The organism is Acinetobacter sp. WCHAc010034 (assembly GCF_001696615.3).
Lineage (GTDB): Bacteria > Pseudomonadota > Gammaproteobacteria > Pseudomonadales > Moraxellaceae > Acinetobacter.
In genome coordinates this window covers 1,077,110-1,098,943 of sequence record NZ_CP032279.1, presented here as the reverse complement: position 1 = coordinate 1,098,943, position 21,834 = coordinate 1,077,110, and the positions used below count along the sequence as shown (strand labels likewise).

Below are 21,834 nucleotides of genomic sequence, written 5' to 3'. Positions count from 1 at the left end.
ATTTTTGGATAGTCAGCTGGCTGAATTTCGGCCATAAAAAAACCGCCACAAAGGGCGGTTTCTTTCCAACGGCTCATTCTTGCGAATTAACGGCCTTGGATATCGCGCTGCGTTTCGCCAGTGTAAAGCTGACGAGGACGGCCGATTTTGTAAGGGCCGCTGTGCATTTCCAGCCAGTGGCTGATCCAGCCAACGGTACGCGCAAGCGCGAAAATTACCGTAAACATTTCTGTCGGGATGCCGATCGCTTTCAGGATGATGCCTGAGTAGAAGTCTACGTTCGGGTACAGGTTGCGTTTGATGAAGTATTCATCAGACAGCGCAATGCGTTCAAGTTCCATAGCCAGCGCAAGCTGAGGATCGTTGATGCCAAGCGCGCTAAGAACTTCGTCGCAAGTCTCTTTCATGACTTTAGCGCGAGGGTCGAAGTTTTTGTAAACGCGGTGGCCGAAGCCCATCAGTTTAACTTCTTTAGTCTTCACTTTTTCCATGAAGTCAGCAACGTTTTCTACCGTGCCGATTTCATCAAGCATCTTCAGAACGGCTTCGTTCGCGCCGCCGTGAGCAGGGCCCCAAAGCGCAGAGATGCCTGCAGCGATACATGCATAAGGGTTAGCGCCGGTAGAACCTGCTAAACGCACTGTAGATGTAGACGCGTTTTGCTCATGGTCAGCATGAAGCGTAAAGATGCGGTCCATTGCTTTCGCAAGAATCGGGTTGACTTTGTAGTCTTTGTCCGCAGGCGTAGCAAACATCATGTACAGGAAGTTTTCAGCGTAGTTCAGGTCGTTACGCGGATACATGAATGGCTGGCCGACAGTGTATTTGTAGCTCCACGCAGCTAAAGTAGGCACTTTAGCAATTAAGCGGATCGCTGTAATTTCACGGTGATCAACATTTTCGATGTCTAAGTTGTTGTGATAGAACGCAGAAAGCGCGCCTACTACGCCAACCATGATCGCCATCGGGTGCGCATCGCGGCGGAAACCATTGAAGAAGCGGCTGACTTGGTCGTGAACCATGGTGTGGTTGCGGACTTTCGCGTCAAATACTTCTTTCTGCTCAGCTGTAGGAAGCTCGCCATTCAGCAGTAAATAGCAAGTTTCTAAATAATCAGCTTTAGTCGCTAACTGGTCGATTGGGTAACCGCGGTGCAGAAGCACGCCTTTGTTACCGTCGATGAAAGTGATTTTAGACTCGCACGCAGCTGTCGCCATAAAACCAGGATCAAAAGTGAAGTGGCCAGCGGCCAACACATCTTTAACGTCGATTACATCTGGGCCCAATGTGCCGCTGTAAATTGGTAATTCAATTTCTTTGCCATCAAGCTGTAATACGGCTTTCTTGCCAGTTGCTTCAGACATTCAATAGATCTCCTGTCCTGGTGAATGTAGATCTGACTCGCAGTGCTAATCTTGTAATGCACGAATCAGACGGTTCAAAAATTTGCTCTAAGATTAGAGGGAACTGAAATTTTGTCAATTATACTTATGGATAAAAGTGATGTCCGCACAGTGGCTTAGTCAAAACTTACTCCGGTAAAGATGAATAAAATCACAGCACCGGAGCGGTATAATAAGTCAAATTGCAGGGAAGGTGCAGAGAAAAATACGGATGCTGCGTTAATTCTAAGCGATTTTTAATTCTTAAAAACTCTGAAGTTTGATGCAAGTTCAATATAATTTACTGCTTAAATTATTATAATTCTCGTAACTTAGGGCTGTTGCGCATTTGCGGCTGATGTTTTCTTACTCATATTTAAAAGCGCTAACTGCCTAGCTTTTACCGGTCTATTTGGTTAAAAAATAGCTGATTTTACTGTGAAATTTGGCTAAATAATCGTCGATATTGGTTAGGATGGCGCAGAATCTGCTGTTTATCTGCCCGGAAATGCTTTAAAGCAGCGGGATTGCGCGCAAGCTAAGTGATTATTTCGGCTCATGATATTAATACTTTATTATTGAAAATAAATATTAATTATTTTTTTAATAAATGAAGTATTGGATATTGACCCGCAAGGTCATAAAATAATGCGGATTTATTAAAGTCTTGTCTTTGTTCATCTTTAGTCTAAATTAAAAAAAACATTCCGCGGCTGCAGGCGCTGAAATGGATTCTGATTTAATATTGCAAAACCAACAACATAGTGGCCTTTTTGCGGCGCGCCCGCCGGGCTTGCTGTATTGAATTAATGTTAATGATTCTTATTTAAGGCTTTTTTTGGATATTAAGCCATTGTGATTGTTTGTATTTTGATAGTTCACGTTTTATAATTCAGTGTCGTTAAAAGTTAAGGCTGCTATTTTATTAGAAATATTGGCCTGACAATGCCAGCTTTCCTTCGAATTAATTCAAACAAACTCCGGATGGAGTTTTTACTACAGGATGCCCGCTGTGAAAAGCAACAGACCTGTCAATTTGTCCATGGGTCAAGTTTTAGAAGTAAACTTAAAATCCCCTGTGGCTATTGCATCAATTCTACACCGTCTTTCTGGTGTCATCGTATTCTTACTCGTACCGGTACTTTTGTGGCTTTTAGACAAATCACTGTCTTCGCCAGAAGGATTTGCTGAAGTTCAAGCAATCTTTGGCGGCTTCATTGTGCGCTTCATTGTATGGGTATTTGTAGCCGGCTTAATCTTCCACTTTATTGCGGGTGTTAAGCACTTACTTGCGGACCTTGGTTTTGCTGAAGAACTGCAAAGCGGCCGTATCGCAGCTACTATTTCATTGATCTTGTCTGCAATCGGTATTATTGCAGCATTTGTATGGATTGTTCTCTAATGAAAAGTGCTACAGGTTTAACGGGTTCAGGTTCCCGCGATTGGTTTATCCAGCGCGTGAGCGCTGTTGTGCTGGCTGTTTACACTGTTGTGGTATTTGGCTGGATCCTTTGCAATGGCGGATTCAGCTTTGAGCAGTGGTATGGCTTTATGATGACAGCTCCAATGAAGATTCTGTCTTTATTGGCGGTCTTATCTCTTGTTGCGCATGCTTGGATCGGCATGTGGCAGGTGTTCACAGACTATGTGACTACCCGCCAGATGGGTCCTTCAGCTTCAGGTTTACGCCTAGTGCTGACTTCAGCAGTCATTATTGCTGTATTTGCATATGCGATCTGGGCAATCCAGATTTTTTGGGCGAATTGATAGGAAGAGATCATGGGCGCTATAACCCCTAAAGAAGATTACACAAATATTCCACACGAAACCTTCGATGCAGTCATCGTCGGTGGCGGTGGTTCAGGCATGCGCGCGTCTTACCAACTTGCTCAAGCTGGTTTGAAAGTTGCTGTTTTAACTAAAGTATTCCCAACCCGTTCGCACACTGTTGCAGCGCAGGGCGGCATTGGCGCGTCTCTGGGCAACATGCAGGAAGACAACTGGCACTACCACTTCTACGACACTGTGAAGGGTTCTGACTGGTTAGGCGACCAAGACGCAATCGAGTTTATGACACGTGAAGCGCCGCAAGTGGTTTATGAATTAGAACACTTGGGCATGCCATTTGACCGTAACGCAGACGGTACGATTTACCAGCGTCCATTCGGCGGCCACTCTGCAAACTACGGTGAAAAAGCGGTTCCGCGCGCGTGCGCAGCGGCTGACCGTACAGGCCACGCGCTTCTTCACACGCTTTATCAAAGCAACGTGAAAATGGGCACGCAATTCTTTGTTGAATGGATTGCACTTGACCTGATCCGCAACGAAGCGGGTGACGTTCTTGGTGTAACAGCAATTGACCAAGAAACGGGTAAAATTGCAGTATTCCAAGCAAAAGCGACATTGTTTGCTACAGGCGGCGCAGGCCGTGTTTACCGTGCATCTACCAATGCTTATATCAACACCGGTGACGGCCTTGGTATGGCTGCGCGTGCAGGCATTCCATTGCAAGATATGGAATTCTGGCAGTTCCACCCAACGGGTGTTGCTGGCGCAGGCGTATTGCTGACTGAAGGCTGCCGCGGTGAAGGCGCAATCCTTCGCAATGATGCAGGCGAGCCATTCATGGAACGCTATGCACCAACTTTAAAAGACTTGGCGCCGCGTGACTTCGTATCACGTTCGATGGACCAGGAAATTAAAGAAGGCCGCGGCTGCGGTCCGAAGAAAGACTACATCTTGCTTGATATGACGCACTTGGGTGCTGAAACGATCATGAAACGTCTTCCATCTGTATTCGAGATTGGCAAGAAATTCGCGAACGTTGACATCACTAAAGAGCCAATTCCAGTTGTGCCGACGATTCACTACCAAATGGGCGGTATTCCAACGAATATCCACGGTCAAGTGGTTGTGCCTGAAGGTTCTGAAACTGAAGCATTTACAGCGCATTACGACAAAGACAGCGATGTCTACTCGACCAATGCTGGCGACCGCAACTTTACCAAGCCTGTTAAAGGCTTCTATGCAATTGGCGAATGTTCTTGCGTGTCTGTACACGGTGCAAACCGTTTAGGTACCAACTCACTGCTTGACTTGGTTGTATTTGGTAAAGCTGCCGGTGAACACATCATCGACTACGTGACTAAGCACAGCGGTGATGAATACCAGCCGCTTCCTACAACTGTGCTTGAGCAAACTGTTGCGCGTATCCGTAAACTGGATGACTCAACAGCAGGTGAAAACGCTCAGGAAGTTGCAGATGCAATCCGTGACATCGTTCAAGATCATGCGGGTGTATTCCGTACAACTGCGCTTCTTGAAGAAGGCGTGAAGCAGATTCTTGCGATTGAGCCGCGCGTACGCAACATTCACTTAAAAGACAAGTCTAAAGTATTCAACACTGCGCGTGTAGAAGCTTTAGAAGTTGAAAACCTGTATGAAGTGGCTAAAGCGACATTGATTTCAGCTGCAGCCCGTAAAGAGTGCCGCGGCGCGCATACGGTTGTAGACTTTGAAGAGTCACCGGATCACCCAGCTTACCCGTATGGCCGCCGTGATGATGAGTGGATGAAGCACACATTGTGGTTCTCTAGCGATAACCGTCTTGAGTACAAGCCAGTACGCTACAAGCCATTATCGGTTGCTGCAATTCCGCCTAAACCGCGCACATTCTAATTGGGAGAAGTAAGATGAGTAGAGGTACTCGTACATTTAATATCTACCGCTACGATCCTGATAAGGATAAAGCACCGTACATGCAAACTTTCAAGCTGGAGCTGACTGACAAGCACCGCATGCTGCTTGACGCGCTTCTTGCATTGAAAGTACAGGATGAAACATTGACATTCCGCCGTTCATGCCGTGAAGGTATTTGCGGTTCGGATGGTGTGAACATCAACGGCAAAAACGGTTTAGCGTGCCTTTGGAACCTGAACGACCTGCCGGAAGTGATTACAGTCCGTCCTTTGCCAGGCTTGCCGGTGGTTAAAGATTTAGTTGTGGATATGAATCAGTTCTACGATCAGTACAACAAAATTCATCCATTCTTGATCAACAACCAGCCTGCGCCGCCAAAAGAGCGCTTGCAGTCTCCTGAAGACCGTGAGCACTTGGATGGCTTGTATGAATGCATTCTTTGCGCATGCTGTTCAACATCATGCCCGTCATTCTGGTGGAACCCGGACAAGTTCCTGGGTCCTTCAGCATTGCTGAATGCATACCGTTTCATCATCGACTCGCGCGATACTGCAACGCAAGAGCGCTTGGCCCGTCTTGACGATCCATTCTCGCTGTTCCGCTGCAAAGGCATCATGAACTGCGTATCTGTATGTCCTAAAGGCCTGAACCCGACGAAAGCAATCGGTCACATCCGCAACATGCTTTTAGATGCTGCGGGTTAATCTGTAGACTGATTTATCAGTTAGAAAAAGCACACCTAATGGTGTGCTTTTTTGTTTTTAGCCGCTTAAGCGGAATAGCTGGCTGCAAAGCGGCTAAGTTGGCACTGTTTTTGTTTATAAGTGGGAGGCGCGCTTGAATTGCGCCAGATTGATGAAAAGCGGCGTGATTTAAAACAAATCTCATAAATAAGTGCAAGTATGGGTCTGCAAAAAGGTTATTAAGATGTTAAGATGTGAGCTGAAAGAGGGCATATTGAAAGATGATGCTCTCTTTTCGTATGTATTTGCTGGAGTAGACTTTGGTCTACATTGAAACTGGTTTTTATTTAAAGCACCATATATTAGATGAAATTTTGGCATATGTATTTCGCCAATTTATGAAAGGTATATGTCAAAGAAATCAATTGAAACAGCGGAACGTGTTAGCATTTAACGCACCCCTGTATGTGAAAATTGAGCATGAAATATGTACATATTTTCAACATTTAGCTGTGCTGAGGCGGGATATAAAAGGCAGGGAAGTCGGTTTAGAAAAAACAAGGCGCAGGAATTATTTTTTCTAAGACGATTTGCAAAAAATTGCCCGGTTCGGCTGGGTATAACAATGAGTAATGATGCCGCTGAGGGGCGTTGTTGTTCATTAATCACATTAGGAATTCCTGATGTAGTGATAACGCGCCTCATGGCTGATGCCTAATGGGGACTAGTGTCATGTTACCAATTTGACATTATTAATCATGGGTTCGCTTAAAAAGCATCCTGAAATGTTTTTGCAATAGGAAATGGGTCCACAAATGCAAGAAGTTGCTGACGCACTGCGTCTTGACACAGAACTTTCCGCTGACAGTGCAGCGTATATTGAAGAACTTTATGAGCAGTATCTGACAGCTCCAGACTCAGTAGAAGCTGACTGGCGCGAATACTTCGATAAATTCCCTAAAGGTGATCAGCCGCACAGCAATGTACGTGAGCAATTCCTGTTATTAGGCCGCAATTCAAGCCGTGTTCAGCCTGTGGTTCAAAGTGCAGTAAGTTCTGAGCATGAGCGCCGTCAAATTGGCGTATTGCAGTTAATCGCGGCGTACCGCAACCGCGGCCATCAAAAAGCGAAACTCGATCCATTAGGCCTGGCTAAGCGTGAAATTGTGCCGGATCTGGATCTTGCAGCGCATGGCTTGACTCAATCCGATTTAGATACGCCGTTCAACACCGGCAACCTGGCGATTGGCAAAGCTGAAGCTACGCTGGGTGAAATTGTTCAGGCTATGGAAGCGACCTACTGCGCTTCTATCGGCACTGAATACATGCACATTGTAGACACCAAAGAAAAACGCTGGATTCAGCAGCGCCTTGAAGGCGCGCGCAATCAGTTCGGCTTCAATGCAGATCAGAAAAAGCACGTATTGGAGCGCTTAACCGCAGCTGAAGGCCTTGAAAAATATTTAGGCAGCAAATTTGTCGGCGCGAAGCGCTTTGGCGTGGAAGGCGGCGAGTCTTTCATTCCAATGGTGAATGAGCTGATTCAGCGCGCAGGCTCTGTAGGCTGCAAAGAAGTGGTGATCGGCATGCCTCACCGCGGCCGCCTGAACTTGCTGGTCAACATCATGGGTAAAAACCCGGCAGACCTTTTCGGTGAATTTGAAGGCAAATCACTGCATAAGAAAGGTTCTGGCGACGTTAAGTACCATCAGGGCTTCTCTTCAAACGTTATGACTCCGGGCGGCGAAGTCCACTTGGCATTGGCGTTTAACCCGTCGCACTTGGAAATTGTCGGGCCTGTAGTTGAAGGTTCGGTGCGCGCGCGCCAAGTGCGCCGCAAAGACATTGGCGGCGATGACGTATTGCCGGTCATTGTTCACGGCGATGCTGCATTTGCAGGCCAGGGCGTTAACCAGGAAACCTTCCAGATGTCGCAAACTCGCGGCTATACGGTAGGCGGTACGGTTCACATCGTGGTAAACAACCAAGTCGGCTTCACAACCTCTGATCCGCGTGATGCGCGCTCTACAGAATACTGTACCGATATCGCGAAAATGATTCAGGCGCCGATTTTCCATGTGAATGGCGATGACCCTGAAGCGGTGCTGTTTGTTGCGCAATTGGCGCATGACTTCCGCCACACTTTCCGCAAGGATGTGGTGATTGACATGTTCTGCTACCGCCGCCGCGGCCATAACGAAGCGGACGAGCCGGCAGCAACGCAGCCGATGATGTATCAAGTCATCAACAAGAAAGCTTCTACGCGTACGCTGTATGCGGACCAGCTGGTGCAGGAAGGCGTGCTTGACCGCGCTGCGGCTGACCAGATGGTTGAGCAGTACCGTTCTGACCTTGAAGCGGGCAAGCATGTTGCCAACGCGCTGGTGCTTGAGCCGAACAAGAAAATGTTTGTGGACTGGTCTCCATACCTTGGCCATGAATACACTGATGAATGGGACACGACTTTCCCAATCGAACGCTTGAAAGAGCTGGGCGCGAAAATGCGCGAGCTTCCTGAAGGCTTCGTGATGCAGCGCCAAGTTGCAAAAGTGATTGATGACCGCCTGAAAATGCAGACCGGCGAAATTCCATTGAACTGGGGCGCAGCTGAAACTCTGGCTTATGCAACTGTTCTGGATGAAGGCTACCTGTTCCGCATTACCGGTGAAGACGTGGGCCGCGGCACATTCTCGCACCGCCATGCCAAACTGCATAACCAGGTTGACGGTTCAACCTACATTCCGCTGTGCAATTTGAAAGAGAATCAGCCGCGCACCGCGATTTATGATTCGCTGTTATCTGAAATGGCTGTGCTGGCATTTGAATACGGCTATTCAACCACTTTGCCGAAAAGCTTGATCATTTGGGAAGCGCAATTCGGCGACTTCGCAAACTGCGCGCAAGTGGTGATTGACCAGTTCATTTCTTCCGGCGAAACCAAATGGGAACGCGTATGCGGCTTGACCTTGCTGCTTCCGCACGGTTTTGAAGGCCAGGGCCCTGAGCATTCATCTGCACGCCTGGAGCGTTTCCTGCAGCTTTGCGCTGAAGACAACATGCAGGTGATTACTCCGACAACGCCTGCGCAGATTTTCCACGCCATGCGCCGTCAGGCTGTCCGCCCGATCCGCAAGCCGATGATTATCACCTCTCCAAAATCGCTGCTGCGCCACAAACTGGCGGTTTCGACACTGGAAGAGCTGGCAACCGGCACATTCCAGACAGTAATTGATGAAATTGATCAAATCAGCAAAGCGGACGTTACCCGCCTTGTACTGTGCGGCGGCAAAGTTTATTACGACCTGCTGGAAAAACGCCGTGAGCAGGCCCTTGAAAACACAGCAATCGTCCGTATTGAACAATTGTACCCGTACCCGGAAAAACGCCTTGCAGAAGTGCTTGCTTCTTATCCAAACGTAAAAGAAATCGTTTGGGCGCAGGAAGAGCCGAAAAACCAGGGCGCTTGGCTATTCATCGCGCCGCGCTTATATGACGACGTAATGAAAGCGGGTAAACAGGTACGCATCAGCTACGCAGGCCGTCCGGCATCTGCGGCGCCTGCCTGCGGTTCACCTTATTTGCATGCAAAACAACAAGCTCAGCTCGTGAATGACGCTTTAGCGATCGTGGCTGAATAACAGGAGATTTTTAGTAATGGCAACCGAAATTAAAGCACCGGTGTTCCCAGAATCAGTTGCTGACGGCACAATTGCAACTTGGCACAAGCAGCCTGGTGAAGCAGTATCACGCGACGAAGTGATTTGTGATATTGAAACTGACAAAGTTGTGCTGGAAGTTGTAGCTCCTGCAGACGGCACGATTGCAGCTATTGTTAAAAATGAAGGCGACACAGTGCTTTCCGCTGAAGTGATTGCGCAGTTTGAAGAAGGCGCAGTTTCCGGCGCAGCGCCAGCTGCCGCGCCTCAGGCTGAACAGAAAGCTGAACCGGCTGCTGCAGTTCAAGCTGCTGCCGGCGCTGCTGTTGCTGATCAGGCGCCTGCAGTGCGTAAAGCATTGACTGAGTCTGGCATTCCAGCTGCTGACGTTGCGGGCACAGGCCGCGGCGGCCGCATCACCAAAGAAGATGTTGCCAACCATCAGGCTAAGCCGGCGGCTCCTGCAGCTGCGCCATTAAGCGTAGCGGTAGGCGAGCGCATTGAAAAGCGCGTTCCTATGACCCGCCTGCGCAAGCGTGTTGCTGAGCGCCTGCTGGCGGCGACGCAAGAAACTGCAATGCTGACAACGTTCAACGAAGTCAACATGAAGCCAATCATGGAAATGCGCGCTCAATACAAAGACGCATTTGAAAAGCGCCACGGCGCGCGCCTTGGCTTCATGTCATTCTTCGTTAAAGCGGCGACTGAAGCGCTTAAGCGCTACCCGGCAGTTAATGCTTCTATTGACGGCAATGACATCGTTTACCACGGCTACTATGACATCGGCGTAGCGGTATCTTCTGACCGCGGCCTTGTTGTTCCTGTGCTGCGCGATACTGACCGCATGAACTATGCTGAAGTTGAAAACGGCATCCGTGATTTCGCTTATAAAGCGCGTGACGGCAAGCTGGGCATTGAAGACATGACTGGCGGTACATTCACCATCACCAATGGCGGTACTTTCGGCTCACTGCTTTCTACTCCAATCCTGAACACGCCGCAAACTGCAATCTTGGGCATGCATAAAATCCAAGAGCGTCCAATGGCGGTAAACGGTCAAGTGGAAATCCTGCCGATGATGTATTTAGCGCTTTCTTATGACCACCGTTTAATCGATGGCAAAGAAGCGGTAGGCTTCCTTGTAACAATTAAAGAATTGTTAGAAGAGCCAGCTAAACTGATCCTTGACCTTTAATTTTAAAGAATAAAACATGGGCTTAGAGCGATCCTCTAAGCCCATTTTTGGAGATAAAAATGTCTCAACAATTTGATCTTGTTGTAATTGGCGGTGGCCCAGGCGGCTACGAAGCGGCGATCCGCGCAGCGCAGCTGGGCTTTAAAGTTGCCTGTATCGAAAAACGCATTCACAAAGGCAAGCCGTCTTTAGGCGGCACGTGCTTAAACGTGGGCTGCATCCCGTCTAAAGCGCTGCTTGATTCTTCTCACCGCTATGAAGATACCGTTCATCATTTGGATGACCACGGCATCACAACTGGCGAAGTGAAGTTTGACCTTGCAAAGCTGCTTGCGCGTAAAGACAAAATCGTTGACCAGCTGACTGGCGGTATCGACCAATTGCTGAAAGGCAACGGCATCGAGTGGCTGAAAGGCACAGGCAAATTGCTTGCGGGCAAAAAAGTTGAGTTTGTATCTCACGAAGGTGAAACTCAGGTTTTAGAGCCTAAATACGTGATTCTTGCGACAGGTTCTGTTCCTGTGAACATTCCTGTAGCTCCAGTAGATCAAGACATTATTGTTGATTCTACCGGCGCGCTTGAGTTCCAGGAAGTGCCTAAGCGCCTTGGCGTAATCGGCGCGGGCGTAATCGGCCTTGAGCTGGGTTCAGTATGGCGCCGTCTGGGTGCAGAAGTTGTTGTATTTGAAGCAATGGATGCATTCCTGCCGATGGCTGACAAAGCTTTGGCGAAAGACTACCAAAAGCTGTTGACTAAGCAAGGCCTTGATATCCGTGTTGGCGCTAAAGTTGCCGGCACAGAAGTTAATGGCTCTGAAGTAACTGTTAAATACACCCAAGGCGGCGAAGAAAAAACTCAAGCATTTGATAAGCTGATCGTTTGTGTAGGCCGCCGCGCCTATGCTGAAGGCTTGCTGGCTGATGACTGCGGCATCAAATTGACTGAACGCGGTTTGGTTGAAGTAAACGATTGGTGTGCAACGTCTGTTGACGGCGTATATGCAATTGGCGACTTGGTTCGCGGCCCTATGCTTGCGCATAAAGCGATGGAAGAAGGCGTAATGGCTGTTGAACGTATTCACGGCCATGCAGCGCAAGTCAACTATGACACCATCATTTCTGTGATCTACACGCATCCAGAAGCGGCGTGGGTTGGCTTAACAGAAGAGCAAGCCAAAGAAAAAGGCCATGAAGTTAAAACCGGTCAATTCGGTTTTGCCGTGAATGGCCGCGCTTTAGCTGCCGGTGAAGGCGCTGGTTTCGTGAAGTTTGTTGCGGATGCAAAAACTGACCGTTTACTGGGCATGCACGTGATTGGCCCTGCGGCGTCTGACATTGTGCACCAAGGCATGATCGCGCTTGAGTTTGTATCTTCTGTTGAAGATCTGCAGCTGATGACCTTCGGTCACCCGACATTCTCAGAAGTGGTGCATGAAGCTGCGCTGGCAGTGGATGGCCGGGCGATTCACGCCATTCAGCGTAAACGCAAATAAGATGAAGAAAAGAGCGGCTTAGGCCGCTCTTTTTGCATTTAGTGGTTGTTTTTGCATGAATAATCATCTAAAAATAAAGAGAAGAAAGTTTTAAGAATTATTGGTGCTGATGATCAGCATTGGCACATAAACTGCAATAACAAAGCGAAAAAAACAGTAAAAGGTAAACAATGAATCTACATGAATACCAAGCAAAAGCATTGTTGAAAAAGTATGGCATGCCTGTTCAGGAAGGCATTCTTGCGTCCAATGCGGAAGAAGCCGTTCAGGCTTTTGAACAGCTGGGCGGCAAGTTTGCTGTGATGAAGGCCCAAGTGCATGCCGGCGGCCGGGGCAAAGCCGGCGGCGTAAAGGTCGTCAAAACCGCTCAGGAAGCTGCTGACTATGCCGGCAGTATTATCGGCACGCGCCTGGTGACCTATCAGACCGATGCCGGCGGCCAGCCGGTCAGCAGCATTTTAGTTGCCGAAGATGTTTATCCCGTAGAGCGCGAGCTGTATTTAGGCGCAGTCGTTGACCGCTCCAGCCGGCGCGTGACGTTCATGGCATCGACCGAAGGCGGTGTGGAAATTGAAAAAGTCGCCGAAGAAACCCCGGAAAAAATTATTAAGGTCGAGGTCGATCCTCTGGTCGGGCTGCAGCCGTTTCAGGCGCGCGAAGTCGGCTTTGCCTTGAAGCTGAAAAATGAGCAGATCGCCCAGTTTGTGAAGATCATGACGGCCGCCTATCAGGCCTTTATTGAAAACGATTTTGCGCTGTTTGAAATCAATCCGCTGTCGGTGCGCGAAAACGGCGAAATCCTCTGTGTAGACGCCAAAATCGGCATTGACTCAAATGCTTTGTACCGCCTGCCGGAAGTGGCTGCGCTGCGCGACAAGTCGCAGGAAAATGAGCGCGAGCTGAAAGCCTCTGAGCATGACCTGAACTATGTGGCGCTGCAGGGCAATATCGGCTGCATGGTGAATGGCGCAGGCTTGGCCATGGCGACCATGGACATCATCAAGCTCTACGGCGGCCAGCCGGCAAACTTTCTGGATGTGGGCGGTGGCGCGACCAAGGAGCGCGTGATTGAAGCCTTCAAAATTATTCTGGCGGACAGTTCCGTGCAGAGCGTGCTGATCAATATTTTTGGCGGCATTGTGCGCTGCGACATGATTGCCGAAGCCATTATTGCGGCGGTTCAGGAAGTTCATGTAACAGTCCCTGTTGTTGTTCGCTTAGAGGGTAATAACGCTGAATTGGGTGCTAAGTTATTAGATGAATCGGGTCTGACTTTAATTTCTGCCACTGGCCTTGCCGACGCTGCGGAAAAAATTGTCGCTGCAGTGAAAGGCTAAGGGAGCATCAAGCATGAGCGTATTAGTAAATAAAGACACAAAAGTATTAGTGCAGGGCTTTACCGGCAAAAACGGCACATTCCATTCAGAGCAGTCCATCGCCTACGGCACCAAAGTGGTGGGCGGGGTAACGCCGGGCAAAGGCGGGCAACGCCATCTAAACCTGCCTGTGTTCAACACCATGAAGGAAGCGGTGCGTGAAACTGGCGCAACCGCAACCTCCATTTATGTGCCGGCGCCTTTTGTGCTGGATTCGGTGATTGAAGCAATTGATGCCGGCCTTGAGCTGATTGTGGTGATTACCGAGGGCGTGCCGACTTTAGACATGCTGAAAGCCAAGCGCTATCTGGAAACTAATGGCAATGGCACCCGCCTGATTGGGCCGAACTGTCCGGGCATTATCACGCCAGGCGAATGCAAAATCGGCATTATGCCGGGGCACATTCATCAGCCGGGCAAAATCGGCATCATCTCGCGTTCAGGCACGCTGACTTATGAAGCGGTTGCGCAAACCACCAAGCTGGGCCTTGGCCAGTCAACTTGCATCGGCATCGGCGGCGACCCGATTCCGGGCATGAATCAGATTGACTGCCTGAAGCTGTTTCAGGAAGATCCGCAAACCGAAGCCATCATCATGATTGGCGAGATTGGCGGCACAGCGGAAGAAGAAGCAGCCGAGTACATTCAGGCCCATGTAACCAAGCCGGTCGTCGGCTATATTGCCGGCGTGACTGCGCCGAAAGGCAAGCGCATGGGGCATGCTGGCGCGATTATTTCCGGCGGCAAGGGCACTGCGGAAGAAAAATTCGCAGCCTTTGAGCGCGCTGGAATGGCTTATACCCGCAGTCCGGCGGAGCTGGGTTCGACCATGCTGCAGGTGCTGCAGGAAAAAGGCCTGGCTTAACTTTTCCGGCACAGTCAAAAAATGCTCCTGTTACAAGGAGCATTTTTTTTGCAGTGCTGAAACTGAGAAATGCGGCCCAAAACCGGCTTAATGATTGTTTACATAAATCATCGAAAGACTGGTTAAATTTAAACCAGAATAAGACTATATTGAGAGTTAAGTCATATTCCGTGACTTTATAAAAATTACTCAACTAATGCGAATAATCAATGGCTTATAAAACTTACTTATGCCGATTATGTTTTTATTCGATTCTTTCCAGTCTTCCGTCAGTGGTATTTGCAGCCGAGTCAGTTGATCAGCAAAGAGAACAGAGCGTTGCAGACATTCAAGGCGGGAAGGTGAATCAGGGTTTAGATCAATTAAAAACATTGTTAGAGCAGGACCCGCAGAATCAGAAACTCATTGCAGACTATGTTGTGCTGCGTTACGCCAATGCAAAATTTACCGATTCAGATAAAGCTTATCTGATGAATATTGACCCTGCCACATTCCCTGATTACGGCAAGGTGAGTGTCCTGAAAGCGCTGCGGGATATCAAGCAGTACGACGCAGCAATTCAATGGGCCGCGAAATTCAGCAGTGTTGACCCGTCGCCGCAGTGGATGCTGTGGCAAGGCGTGCTGCAGGCCGAAGCCGGGCAGAAAAGCCGCGCGCGCGAAATACTGGAACAGGCGAATCTGCAGCCGCTGGATGCGGATTATCAGTCAAAGCTGGCCTATGCCTACCGCCTGCTGGATATGCCTGCAGACTCCCTGAACGCCGCGCAGCGCGCAGTGGAGGGAACGGAAAGCGTAGATGCCCAGGAGCAGTATGTCTTGGCGCTGATTATGAACAGTGACTATGCCAAGGCGCGGCAGTATATCCAGTTAAAGCAGCTGGATGCATCGCGTCCTACACTGCGGCATGTGCTGAAAATGAGCGAGTTTTCAGAACGCATTCAGCAGGGCATTCAGGCCGCTAAAAATGCCGTCACCATGAACCGGGGGGAAGAGGCTTTTATTTCGCTGGACGCAGTGCTTGCAGAGATGAAGGCCTACGAGGCGCAATTGCCTGCAGACCCGGCTTTAAGGCGGCACTTTTATTATGAATACATCTTTGCGCTGAATGCGCGGAACCTGCCGGAACAGGCGGTGGCGCAAATTGCCAAAACCGGCGTTGGCCCAATGGAAATGCCGACTTATGTCAGGCATGCCCTGGCGGACAGCTATCTGCGGATGCGCCAGCCGAAGAAAGCTGAGAAGCTGTACAAGAGCCTGTTTGCTGAAAAAAATTATGCGGACTACAACGTTTATGCAGGCCTGTACTTCAGCCTGATTGAGCAGGAAAAATTTAAAGAGGCCGATAAGCTGCTTGTAGAGATGGATAAGCAGCTGCCGACCTTCAGGTACAGCAATGCCAAAGGCGTTGACAAAGTCACGCATGATGACCGCACGGAGTTTATTGGGCTCAAAGGCTTGAATTATGTTTACCGCAAGGAGCACGGCAAGGCAGAGCGGTATTTTAATGAAATTGTGGCGAAGGCGCCGGCAAACATCAGCTATCAGAATAATCTGGCGATTGTGCAGCGCTGGCGTGAAAAGCCCGAACTTTCACAGCAGACGCTGGATCAGTGGAACAGCGTTGAGCCTATAGACCAGTCCAGCCAAATTACCAGCATGCAGAATGCGCAGGCGCTTGGCCAGATTCAGTCATGGCGCCAGCAGACTCAGCGTTTAATGCGCAGCGCCGGCGATGACACCGGCGTGCAGCAAAGCAAAAAGGCGCTGGATGACCGGCGCCATGCCACAATTCAGCACCGGAGCACATTTTCCAAAAGCGAATCGGACAATGACGCTTTGCTGGGCAGGCTGAAGGGCTCCAAAGAACAGGAAAGCGGAACGCGGCTGAACAGCCCTTGGCTCAATGACAATTACCGCCTCTTTGCAGATCACAGCAACCGCTGGGCAGACTACGAACAGGGGAAAATCAAGGATCAGCGTGTTGGCTTGGGGCTGGAATGGGCTTCAAACCGCAAAGCTGCCTCCATCATGCTGTCGCAAAGCACAGACGGTGACCGTTTTGGCGTGCAGCTGGACTGGTCTCACTGGCTGAATGACCATTGGAGCTATGCGCTGGGCTTTGACAGCCAGGCGGATATTCCTTTGCAGGCGCTGGCGCAGGGCCATGAAGGCGAAGGTTATAGCATGGGCCTGAACTGGCAGGCCAATGAGGCGCGCAAAGCGGGCGCGGCCTATAAATTGATGGATATTAATGACGGCAATGCCCGCCAGGAACTTTCCGGATTTTTCAAGCAGCAGCTGTTTCAGGCGCCGCATCATATCACCAGCGCCACGCTGCGCGGCGGCTATGAAAAAAATGATCTGGGAGACTACGCGCCTTATTTCAACCCAAAACAGAGCTACAGCGCAGAAGCGGTGCTGGAGCATGACTGGATAACCTGGCGCAGCTATGACCGGCATTTCAGCCAGCATTTTGAAGCCGCTGCGGGAACCTTCAAGCAGACAGGCTTCTCAGGCAAGCCTATTTACAACCTGTACTACCAGCACGACTGGCAGCTGTCACGCACGTGGAAGCTGAACTATGGCGTTGGCTGGGGAGTGCACCCTTATGACGGAGAAGATGAAAGAAGAACTTATGCCGTATTTGGATTTGAGGGGCGCTTCTAATGAAAAAAATCAACAAAACATTGCTGCCGCGCGCTTTGGCGCTCAGCCTGCTGGCGCCGGTTCCGCTCTATGCCGGAGCGGTGCAGGCGCCGCCCGGCAAGAGCCAGGCCGCGAAGCCCGAAAGCCTGCTGCGTGAAAATCAGTTTATTCCTTTAACCTTTCATGATGTGCGCGATGATGTGGCGAAACAGGGTGACCGTGATGTATACGCCATCAGCACGCAGAATCTGTCGCAGTTTTTTGCCTGGATCCGGCGTGAAGGCTGGCATCCTATCCGCCTGCAGGATGTTCTGCAGGCGCGCGAGAAGCAGCAGAAGCTGCCTGAAAAGGCGCTGCTGCTGACTTTTGATGACGGCGCGGTCAGCAGTTACCGCCGTGTCTTCCCTTTGCTGAAGCAGTACGGATATCCGGCGGTTTTCGCCATTCCGACCAGCTGGATCAACGGCAATACCAAAGACGCCTATGAAGCCTATGGTGCAGGAAATTTAATGAACTGGGACCAGATGCGCGAAATGCAGCAGTCCGGCCTTGCTGAATTTGTCTCGCATTCAGACAACCTGCACCGCGGCATTCTGGCCAATCCGCAGCTGAATATGGAGCCTGCCGCCACCACCCGCCAGTACTATCCTGCCGAAAAGCAGTATGAAACGAATGAGGAATATCAGGCGCGGATTGTTGCGGATTTGCAGAAATCCAAGCAGGAGCTGGACCGGCAGCTGGGCATTAACACGCTGGCGGTGTTTTGGCCCTACGGCGCAGTAACGCCAGAGACTGAAGGTCTGGCGCAGCGGGCCGGCATTCCCATGTCATTCAGCTTGGGCAATGTCGCCAGCCTTGCGGATTCAGAAAAAACCTATCAGCGCGCGCTGATTATTGACAACCCGACGCCTGAACAGATTCATCAGGACATGATCGACTTTATTGCGGAAGCGCGTGCGCCGCATAAGCAGCGCAAAAGCTTCCTGAACTTCAACCTGGCTGAATTGCAAAGCCGCGACACCAAGGAGTTTGACCAGAAGCTGGGACAGCTGCTGGATCAGATCACCGCATTCAAGAGCAATACGCTGCTGCTGAAAACGGTGATAGACAACAATGCGGATGGAAAAATTGATGCGGCATTTTTTCCGAACGCGCAGCTGCCGGTGCAGCAGGACTTGCTGAACCGCACCGCCTGGCAGACCAAAACCCGCATTTCAAACCGCGTTTATGCGGAGCTGCCGATGAGCCTGGAGCTGAAGCAGGGCATCAATCTGGCCGAATTGACGGCAGATTTGGTGAGAAACAACAGTTCGATTGAAGGGCTGATGCTGGAAACCGGCGATACGCTGGACTGCGCGCTCAGCCAGGCCAGCTGGTCAGCGCCATGCGCGCAGCAAGTGAAGCAGGTCATGGCGATTAAAGAGCGGAGCAAGGAGCAAGCGCATTATTACGCCAATATTAGCAACGATTATCAGACGGCTTTAAAACTGAGCCTGAAAGACAGTTCTCTGGCTGGCTTGAAGCCGCTGGTGACTCAGGCGTTAAAAACTTCGGACTTCCTGTACCTGACGTTGAATCCTGTGCAGCAGCCCGAAACATTCAAAGCGTTAATGAAGCAGGTTCAGACCCTGGATGCGGCGCAAAGGCAGCGCTTGATTGTCAGTCTGGACGTAGGCCCGGATATGAATGCAAAAGACTGGAAGCGCTATCAGCAGGACTTTCAGGCGCTCAGGACTGCATCTATCCAGAAGATCGGAATTAATAATTACCGGCTGCCGGATGGTCAGCGCATTCAGCAAAACCTTTATCAAAGCTTAAGCCTGAATGACAGTCCATTGACTTACCGCGACCCTTATCAGCAGGGATGGAGAAGGCAATGACAGAATTGATGCAGGCATTGAGCTTTAACGACTTTTATTTCGGATTCGCTTTTTTATACCCGCTGTTTATGGCATGGCTCTGGATTGCCGGCGGCGTCTGGTTTTATTTGAAGCGGGAATATAATCAGCCCGACTTGCCGAAGCCCAGCGGCCAAGGCTGCAGCATTATTGTGCCGTGCTTTAATGAAGAAGGGCAGCTGCACGAAACCATCCGTTTTGCCATGCAAAGCCAGTACCCGGAGTTTGAAGTGATTGCGGTGAATGATGGCAGCACGGACCGCACCGGGGAAATACTGGATCAGCTGGCGGAGCAGTACCCCAAGCTGCGGGTGGTGCATTTGGCGGAAAATCAGGGCAAGGCTTATGCTTTAAGGGCCGGCGCAATGGTCAGCCGCTATGAATATCTGGTCTGCATTGATGGTGATGCCTTGCTGCATCCGCATTCCGTGCTGTGGATGATGCATCATCTGGTCAGCTTTCCGCGCGTCGGCGCCGTCACCGGCAACCCGCGCATTATCAACCGCTCGAGCGTCTTGGGAAAAATCCAAGTTGGCGAGTTTTCTTCCATTATCGGGCTGATCAAGCGCGCGCAGCGCGCCTATGGCCGGATTTTTACCATATCCGGCGCCATCGCCGGTTTCCGCAAAACGGCGCTGAACCGCATTGGCTACTGGCGCGATGACATGATTACTGAGGATATAGATGTGTCATGGCGCCTGCAGTTTGACCACTGGGATCTGCATTATGTGCCGCAGGCGCTGTGCTACATCTACATGCCGGAAACATTCGGCGGGCTTTGGAAGCAGCGCCTGCGCTGGGCGCAGGGCGGCATTGAGGTGCTGTTTGCCTATATGCCTAAAATATTCAAATGGTCTTTAAGGCGCATGTGGCCCATTGCCTTTGAATCCGTCATCAGTGTGCTTTGGGCATACGTCATGTTCGGCATTTTCGCGCTGTATTTCTATGGGCTGTTTTTCTCCCTGCCGGGCGAATGGGCCATTCAGTCGCTGGTGCCGCAATGGTACGGCGTGATTTTAGGCGTGACCTGCTTAATTCAATTCTTCGTCAGCCTGTGGATTGACAAGCCTTATGATAAGGGCCGCATGCTGCGCAACTATTTTTGGGTCATTTGGTATCCGCTGTTCTTCTGGATTCTTGCCATGCTGACCACGGTATTCGCCTTGCCGAAAACCATTTTAAAAACCCAAAAGCGTGCCCGCTGGGTCAGTCCAGACCGGGGGTTCAGAGGAGATGCAAACGATGAATCAGCTCAATAATTTTAAAATGCTCAGAGATGAGCCGCTGGAACTGCCTGAGTATATTGATAAGCCGGAGTATGTGCGCCGCAAAGGCGCAGGCTACAGCCTCATGGCGCTTGGCTGGCTGATGTGGATGTGGCTGTTTGCGCCACTGCTGACCTTGCTGTTCTGGTGGTTTGAAGGCAGCGTGGTGTATGCGCAGGTCAGGGGACAGGTGCAGCCGATGACCAGCATATCGCTGATGAAGCTGAGCCTCTGCATCGGGGTGCTGATTGTCGGCCTGCTGGTCTGGGCCGGCTATAACTGGATCAGATTTCATGGCCGTGACCGCCGTCAGGCGCCGGACAGTGTCACTGAAGGGGAGTTGGCGCGGAGTTTCGCCATAGAGCCCCGCGACATTGTGCAGATGCGCAGGGCTAAAAATATGACCCTGCACTATTCAGAGCAAGGGCAGCTGCAGAATTATGCAGTTAATCTGCCTCAGAAAATGCGCGCTTAAGCTGGGCTGCATCGGGGTGCGCATCGGCAAAATCGTCAGGATAGTAGCCGATATGCTGCACGCCGTGCTGCTCCAGCAGCTTCATGCTCTGCTGCAGCTCCCGGTCCGGTATTTTCTTCTGGGTAATCCAGTCGACCGCCTGCAGTTCAAAAATCGTATGGCTCAAATTAGGGTCATATTTTTTTGCCTGCTGGATTAAGTCCAGATAAAACTGCCGGTGGTTTTTGGCTTTTTCCATATAGGGCATGGCCATAATTGCATTGTAGTCATAGTGCTGATAGGTGCTGGCCGGTGATTGGCTGTACCATTTTTCACTGTCGGGGTTCAGCAGCGCTTCGGCATACATATTGCGCGCAAACTGCAGATTGGGCTGGCGCTGCTTGAGAATTTCGCTGATGCCGGCCGCGAACTGATCCAGATAGGCAGTTTTATAGCGCGCGAATTTCAGCTGCTGCGGATGCTCCGGCTGGCGCAGCAGCGCAGCGCTGTCAAAACCCCAGCTTTTATAGGCCTGATGCGCCACTGGGCTGTCATCCTCAAAATCGCTTAAGGTCACGTCGTCATGGTAAAGAATGCCGTCGACCTGATTGCGCTGAATGAAATCTAAGAAAATCTCAGCTGCATACTGCATGTTTTTCGGGTCAAACGGCGAGATGCGGATATAGCCGTGGGTGTTTTTCTGGCTGCTCTGCACATAGTTCAACTGGTATTTTTTCGGAAACTCCCAGGCAATCAAAGGCAGCCAGGCATACACTGCCTTGACCTTGGTTTGCTGGCGGATTTGCTGTAGCACCTGATGAAATAAGTCTTCCCGGACAGGAATATGGCGGTTTGGAAAATAGACCTGATCTGCCGAGCCGTTGGCGTCAGGGTCAGCAAAAGCCTGCAGGAAAATGGTATTGGGCTGAACCGCCTGAATGCGCTGAATCAGCGCCTGCAGGTTTGCCCGCTGCTGCGCTTTATCGGTGTCATAGATGTAATCCAAGTCGATATGCATGATGCGCATGTGCTGCAGATGGCGCTTTGGAAGGTCCGCAGATGAGGGCGCCGGCGCTGCATTGCGCTGCACCAGGGCTTGCACGGGGTGGTTACTGATCTGCACCGTATCAGCATGGGCGCTGCAGATGCTGATGAGGGCGCCAAGGCAGGACAGCAGCCCCAGGCGGTTTATTTTTCTAAAGGGTTTTGAAGGCATTTTT

The 21,834-nt window shown here is 50.4% G+C and carries 15 protein-coding genes; 13 read left to right on the top strand and 2 right to left on the bottom strand.

Annotated features, from left to right (window positions below; all coding sequences use genetic code 11):
- Positions 1-86: 86 nt before the first annotated feature.
- Positions 87-1,364 (bottom strand): citrate synthase, encoded by a 1,278-nt coding sequence (gltA, locus tag BEN74_RS06840; protein ID WP_068907412.1) that lies wholly within the window; start codon positions 1,362-1,364, stop codon positions 87-89.
- A 1,021-nt stretch (positions 1,365-2,385) separates the two neighbouring features.
- On the opposite strand from gltA, the gene sdhC reads away from it, so the two are divergent.
- The 13 genes from sdhC (at position 2,386) to pgaD (ending at position 20,635) form a co-directional block, all read left to right on the top strand.
- Entirely contained in the window at positions 2,386-2,784 is a 399-nt protein-coding gene (gene sdhC, locus BEN74_RS06835; protein WP_068907414.1) for a succinate dehydrogenase, cytochrome b556 subunit, read from the top strand.
- Positions 2,784-3,149 (top strand): succinate dehydrogenase, hydrophobic membrane anchor protein, encoded by a 366-nt coding sequence (gene sdhD, locus BEN74_RS06830; RefSeq protein WP_068907417.1) that lies wholly within the window; start codon positions 2,784-2,786, stop codon positions 3,147-3,149. The genes sdhC and sdhD overlap by 1 nt, the downstream gene beginning before the upstream one ends.
- Before the next feature lie 12 nt (positions 3,150-3,161).
- Complete coding sequence (gene sdhA / locus BEN74_RS06825; protein ID WP_068907419.1) at positions 3,162-5,060, top strand: succinate dehydrogenase flavoprotein subunit; 1,899 nt, start codon at positions 3,162-3,164, stop codon at positions 5,058-5,060.
- A 14-nt stretch (positions 5,061-5,074) separates the two neighbouring features.
- Complete coding sequence (locus BEN74_RS06820) at positions 5,075-5,785, top strand: succinate dehydrogenase iron-sulfur subunit (protein ID WP_068907421.1); 711 nt, start codon at positions 5,075-5,077, stop codon at positions 5,783-5,785.
- 794 nt (positions 5,786-6,579) lie between these two features.
- Positions 6,580-9,402 (top strand): 2-oxoglutarate dehydrogenase E1 component, encoded by a 2,823-nt coding sequence (locus tag BEN74_RS06810; RefSeq protein ID WP_068907426.1) that lies wholly within the window; start codon positions 6,580-6,582, stop codon positions 9,400-9,402.
- A 16-nt stretch (positions 9,403-9,418) separates the two neighbouring features.
- On the top strand, positions 9,419-10,615 hold the full coding sequence (gene odhB / locus BEN74_RS06805) for a 2-oxoglutarate dehydrogenase complex dihydrolipoyllysine-residue succinyltransferase (protein WP_068907428.1): 1,197 nt from the start codon (positions 9,419-9,421) through the stop codon (positions 10,613-10,615).
- Between the two features lie 59 nt (positions 10,616-10,674).
- Positions 10,675-12,108, top strand: a complete 1,434-nt coding sequence (gene lpdA, locus BEN74_RS06800; protein WP_068907430.1) for a dihydrolipoyl dehydrogenase — start codon at positions 10,675-10,677, stop codon at positions 12,106-12,108.
- Between the two features lie 170 nt (positions 12,109-12,278).
- Positions 12,279-13,445, top strand: a complete 1,167-nt coding sequence (sucC, locus tag BEN74_RS06795; RefSeq protein WP_068907432.1) for an ADP-forming succinate--CoA ligase subunit beta — start codon at positions 12,279-12,281, stop codon at positions 13,443-13,445.
- 13 nt (positions 13,446-13,458) lie between these two features.
- Positions 13,459-14,349: a succinate--CoA ligase subunit alpha gene (sucD, locus tag BEN74_RS06790; RefSeq protein ID WP_068907434.1), complete on the top strand. Its 891-nt coding sequence runs from the start codon at positions 13,459-13,461 to the stop codon at positions 14,347-14,349.
- A 209-nt stretch (positions 14,350-14,558) separates the two neighbouring features.
- The gene (gene pgaA, locus BEN74_RS06785; protein WP_068907436.1) at positions 14,559-17,018 is read left to right on the top strand and encodes a poly-beta-1,6 N-acetyl-D-glucosamine export porin PgaA; all 2,460 of its coding nucleotides are present in this window, start codon (positions 14,559-14,561) and stop codon (positions 17,016-17,018) included.
- Positions 17,018-18,877, top strand: a complete 1,860-nt coding sequence (pgaB, locus tag BEN74_RS06780; protein ID WP_068907439.1) for a poly-beta-1,6-N-acetyl-D-glucosamine N-deacetylase PgaB — start codon at positions 17,018-17,020, stop codon at positions 18,875-18,877. The genes pgaA and pgaB (BEN74_RS06780) overlap by 1 nt, the downstream gene beginning before the upstream one ends.
- Positions 18,874-20,154, top strand: coding sequence for a poly-beta-1,6-N-acetyl-D-glucosamine synthase (pgaC, locus tag BEN74_RS06775; RefSeq protein WP_068907441.1), 1,281 nt, complete (start codon positions 18,874-18,876; stop codon positions 20,152-20,154). Before pgaB (BEN74_RS06780) ends, pgaC begins: the two co-directional genes overlap by 4 nt.
- Positions 20,138-20,635: a poly-beta-1,6-N-acetyl-D-glucosamine biosynthesis protein PgaD gene (pgaD, locus tag BEN74_RS06770; RefSeq protein WP_228200405.1), complete on the top strand. Its 498-nt coding sequence runs from the start codon at positions 20,138-20,140 to the stop codon at positions 20,633-20,635. The genes pgaC and pgaD overlap by 17 nt, the downstream gene beginning before the upstream one ends.
- Here pgaD and pgaB (BEN74_RS06765) read toward each other — a convergent pair.
- Entirely contained in the window at positions 20,607-21,830 is a 1,224-nt protein-coding gene (gene pgaB, locus BEN74_RS06765; protein WP_086374316.1) for a poly-beta-1,6-N-acetyl-D-glucosamine N-deacetylase PgaB, read from the bottom strand. The genes pgaD and pgaB (BEN74_RS06765) overlap by 29 nt on opposite strands.
- Positions 21,831-21,834 lie beyond the last annotated feature (4 nt).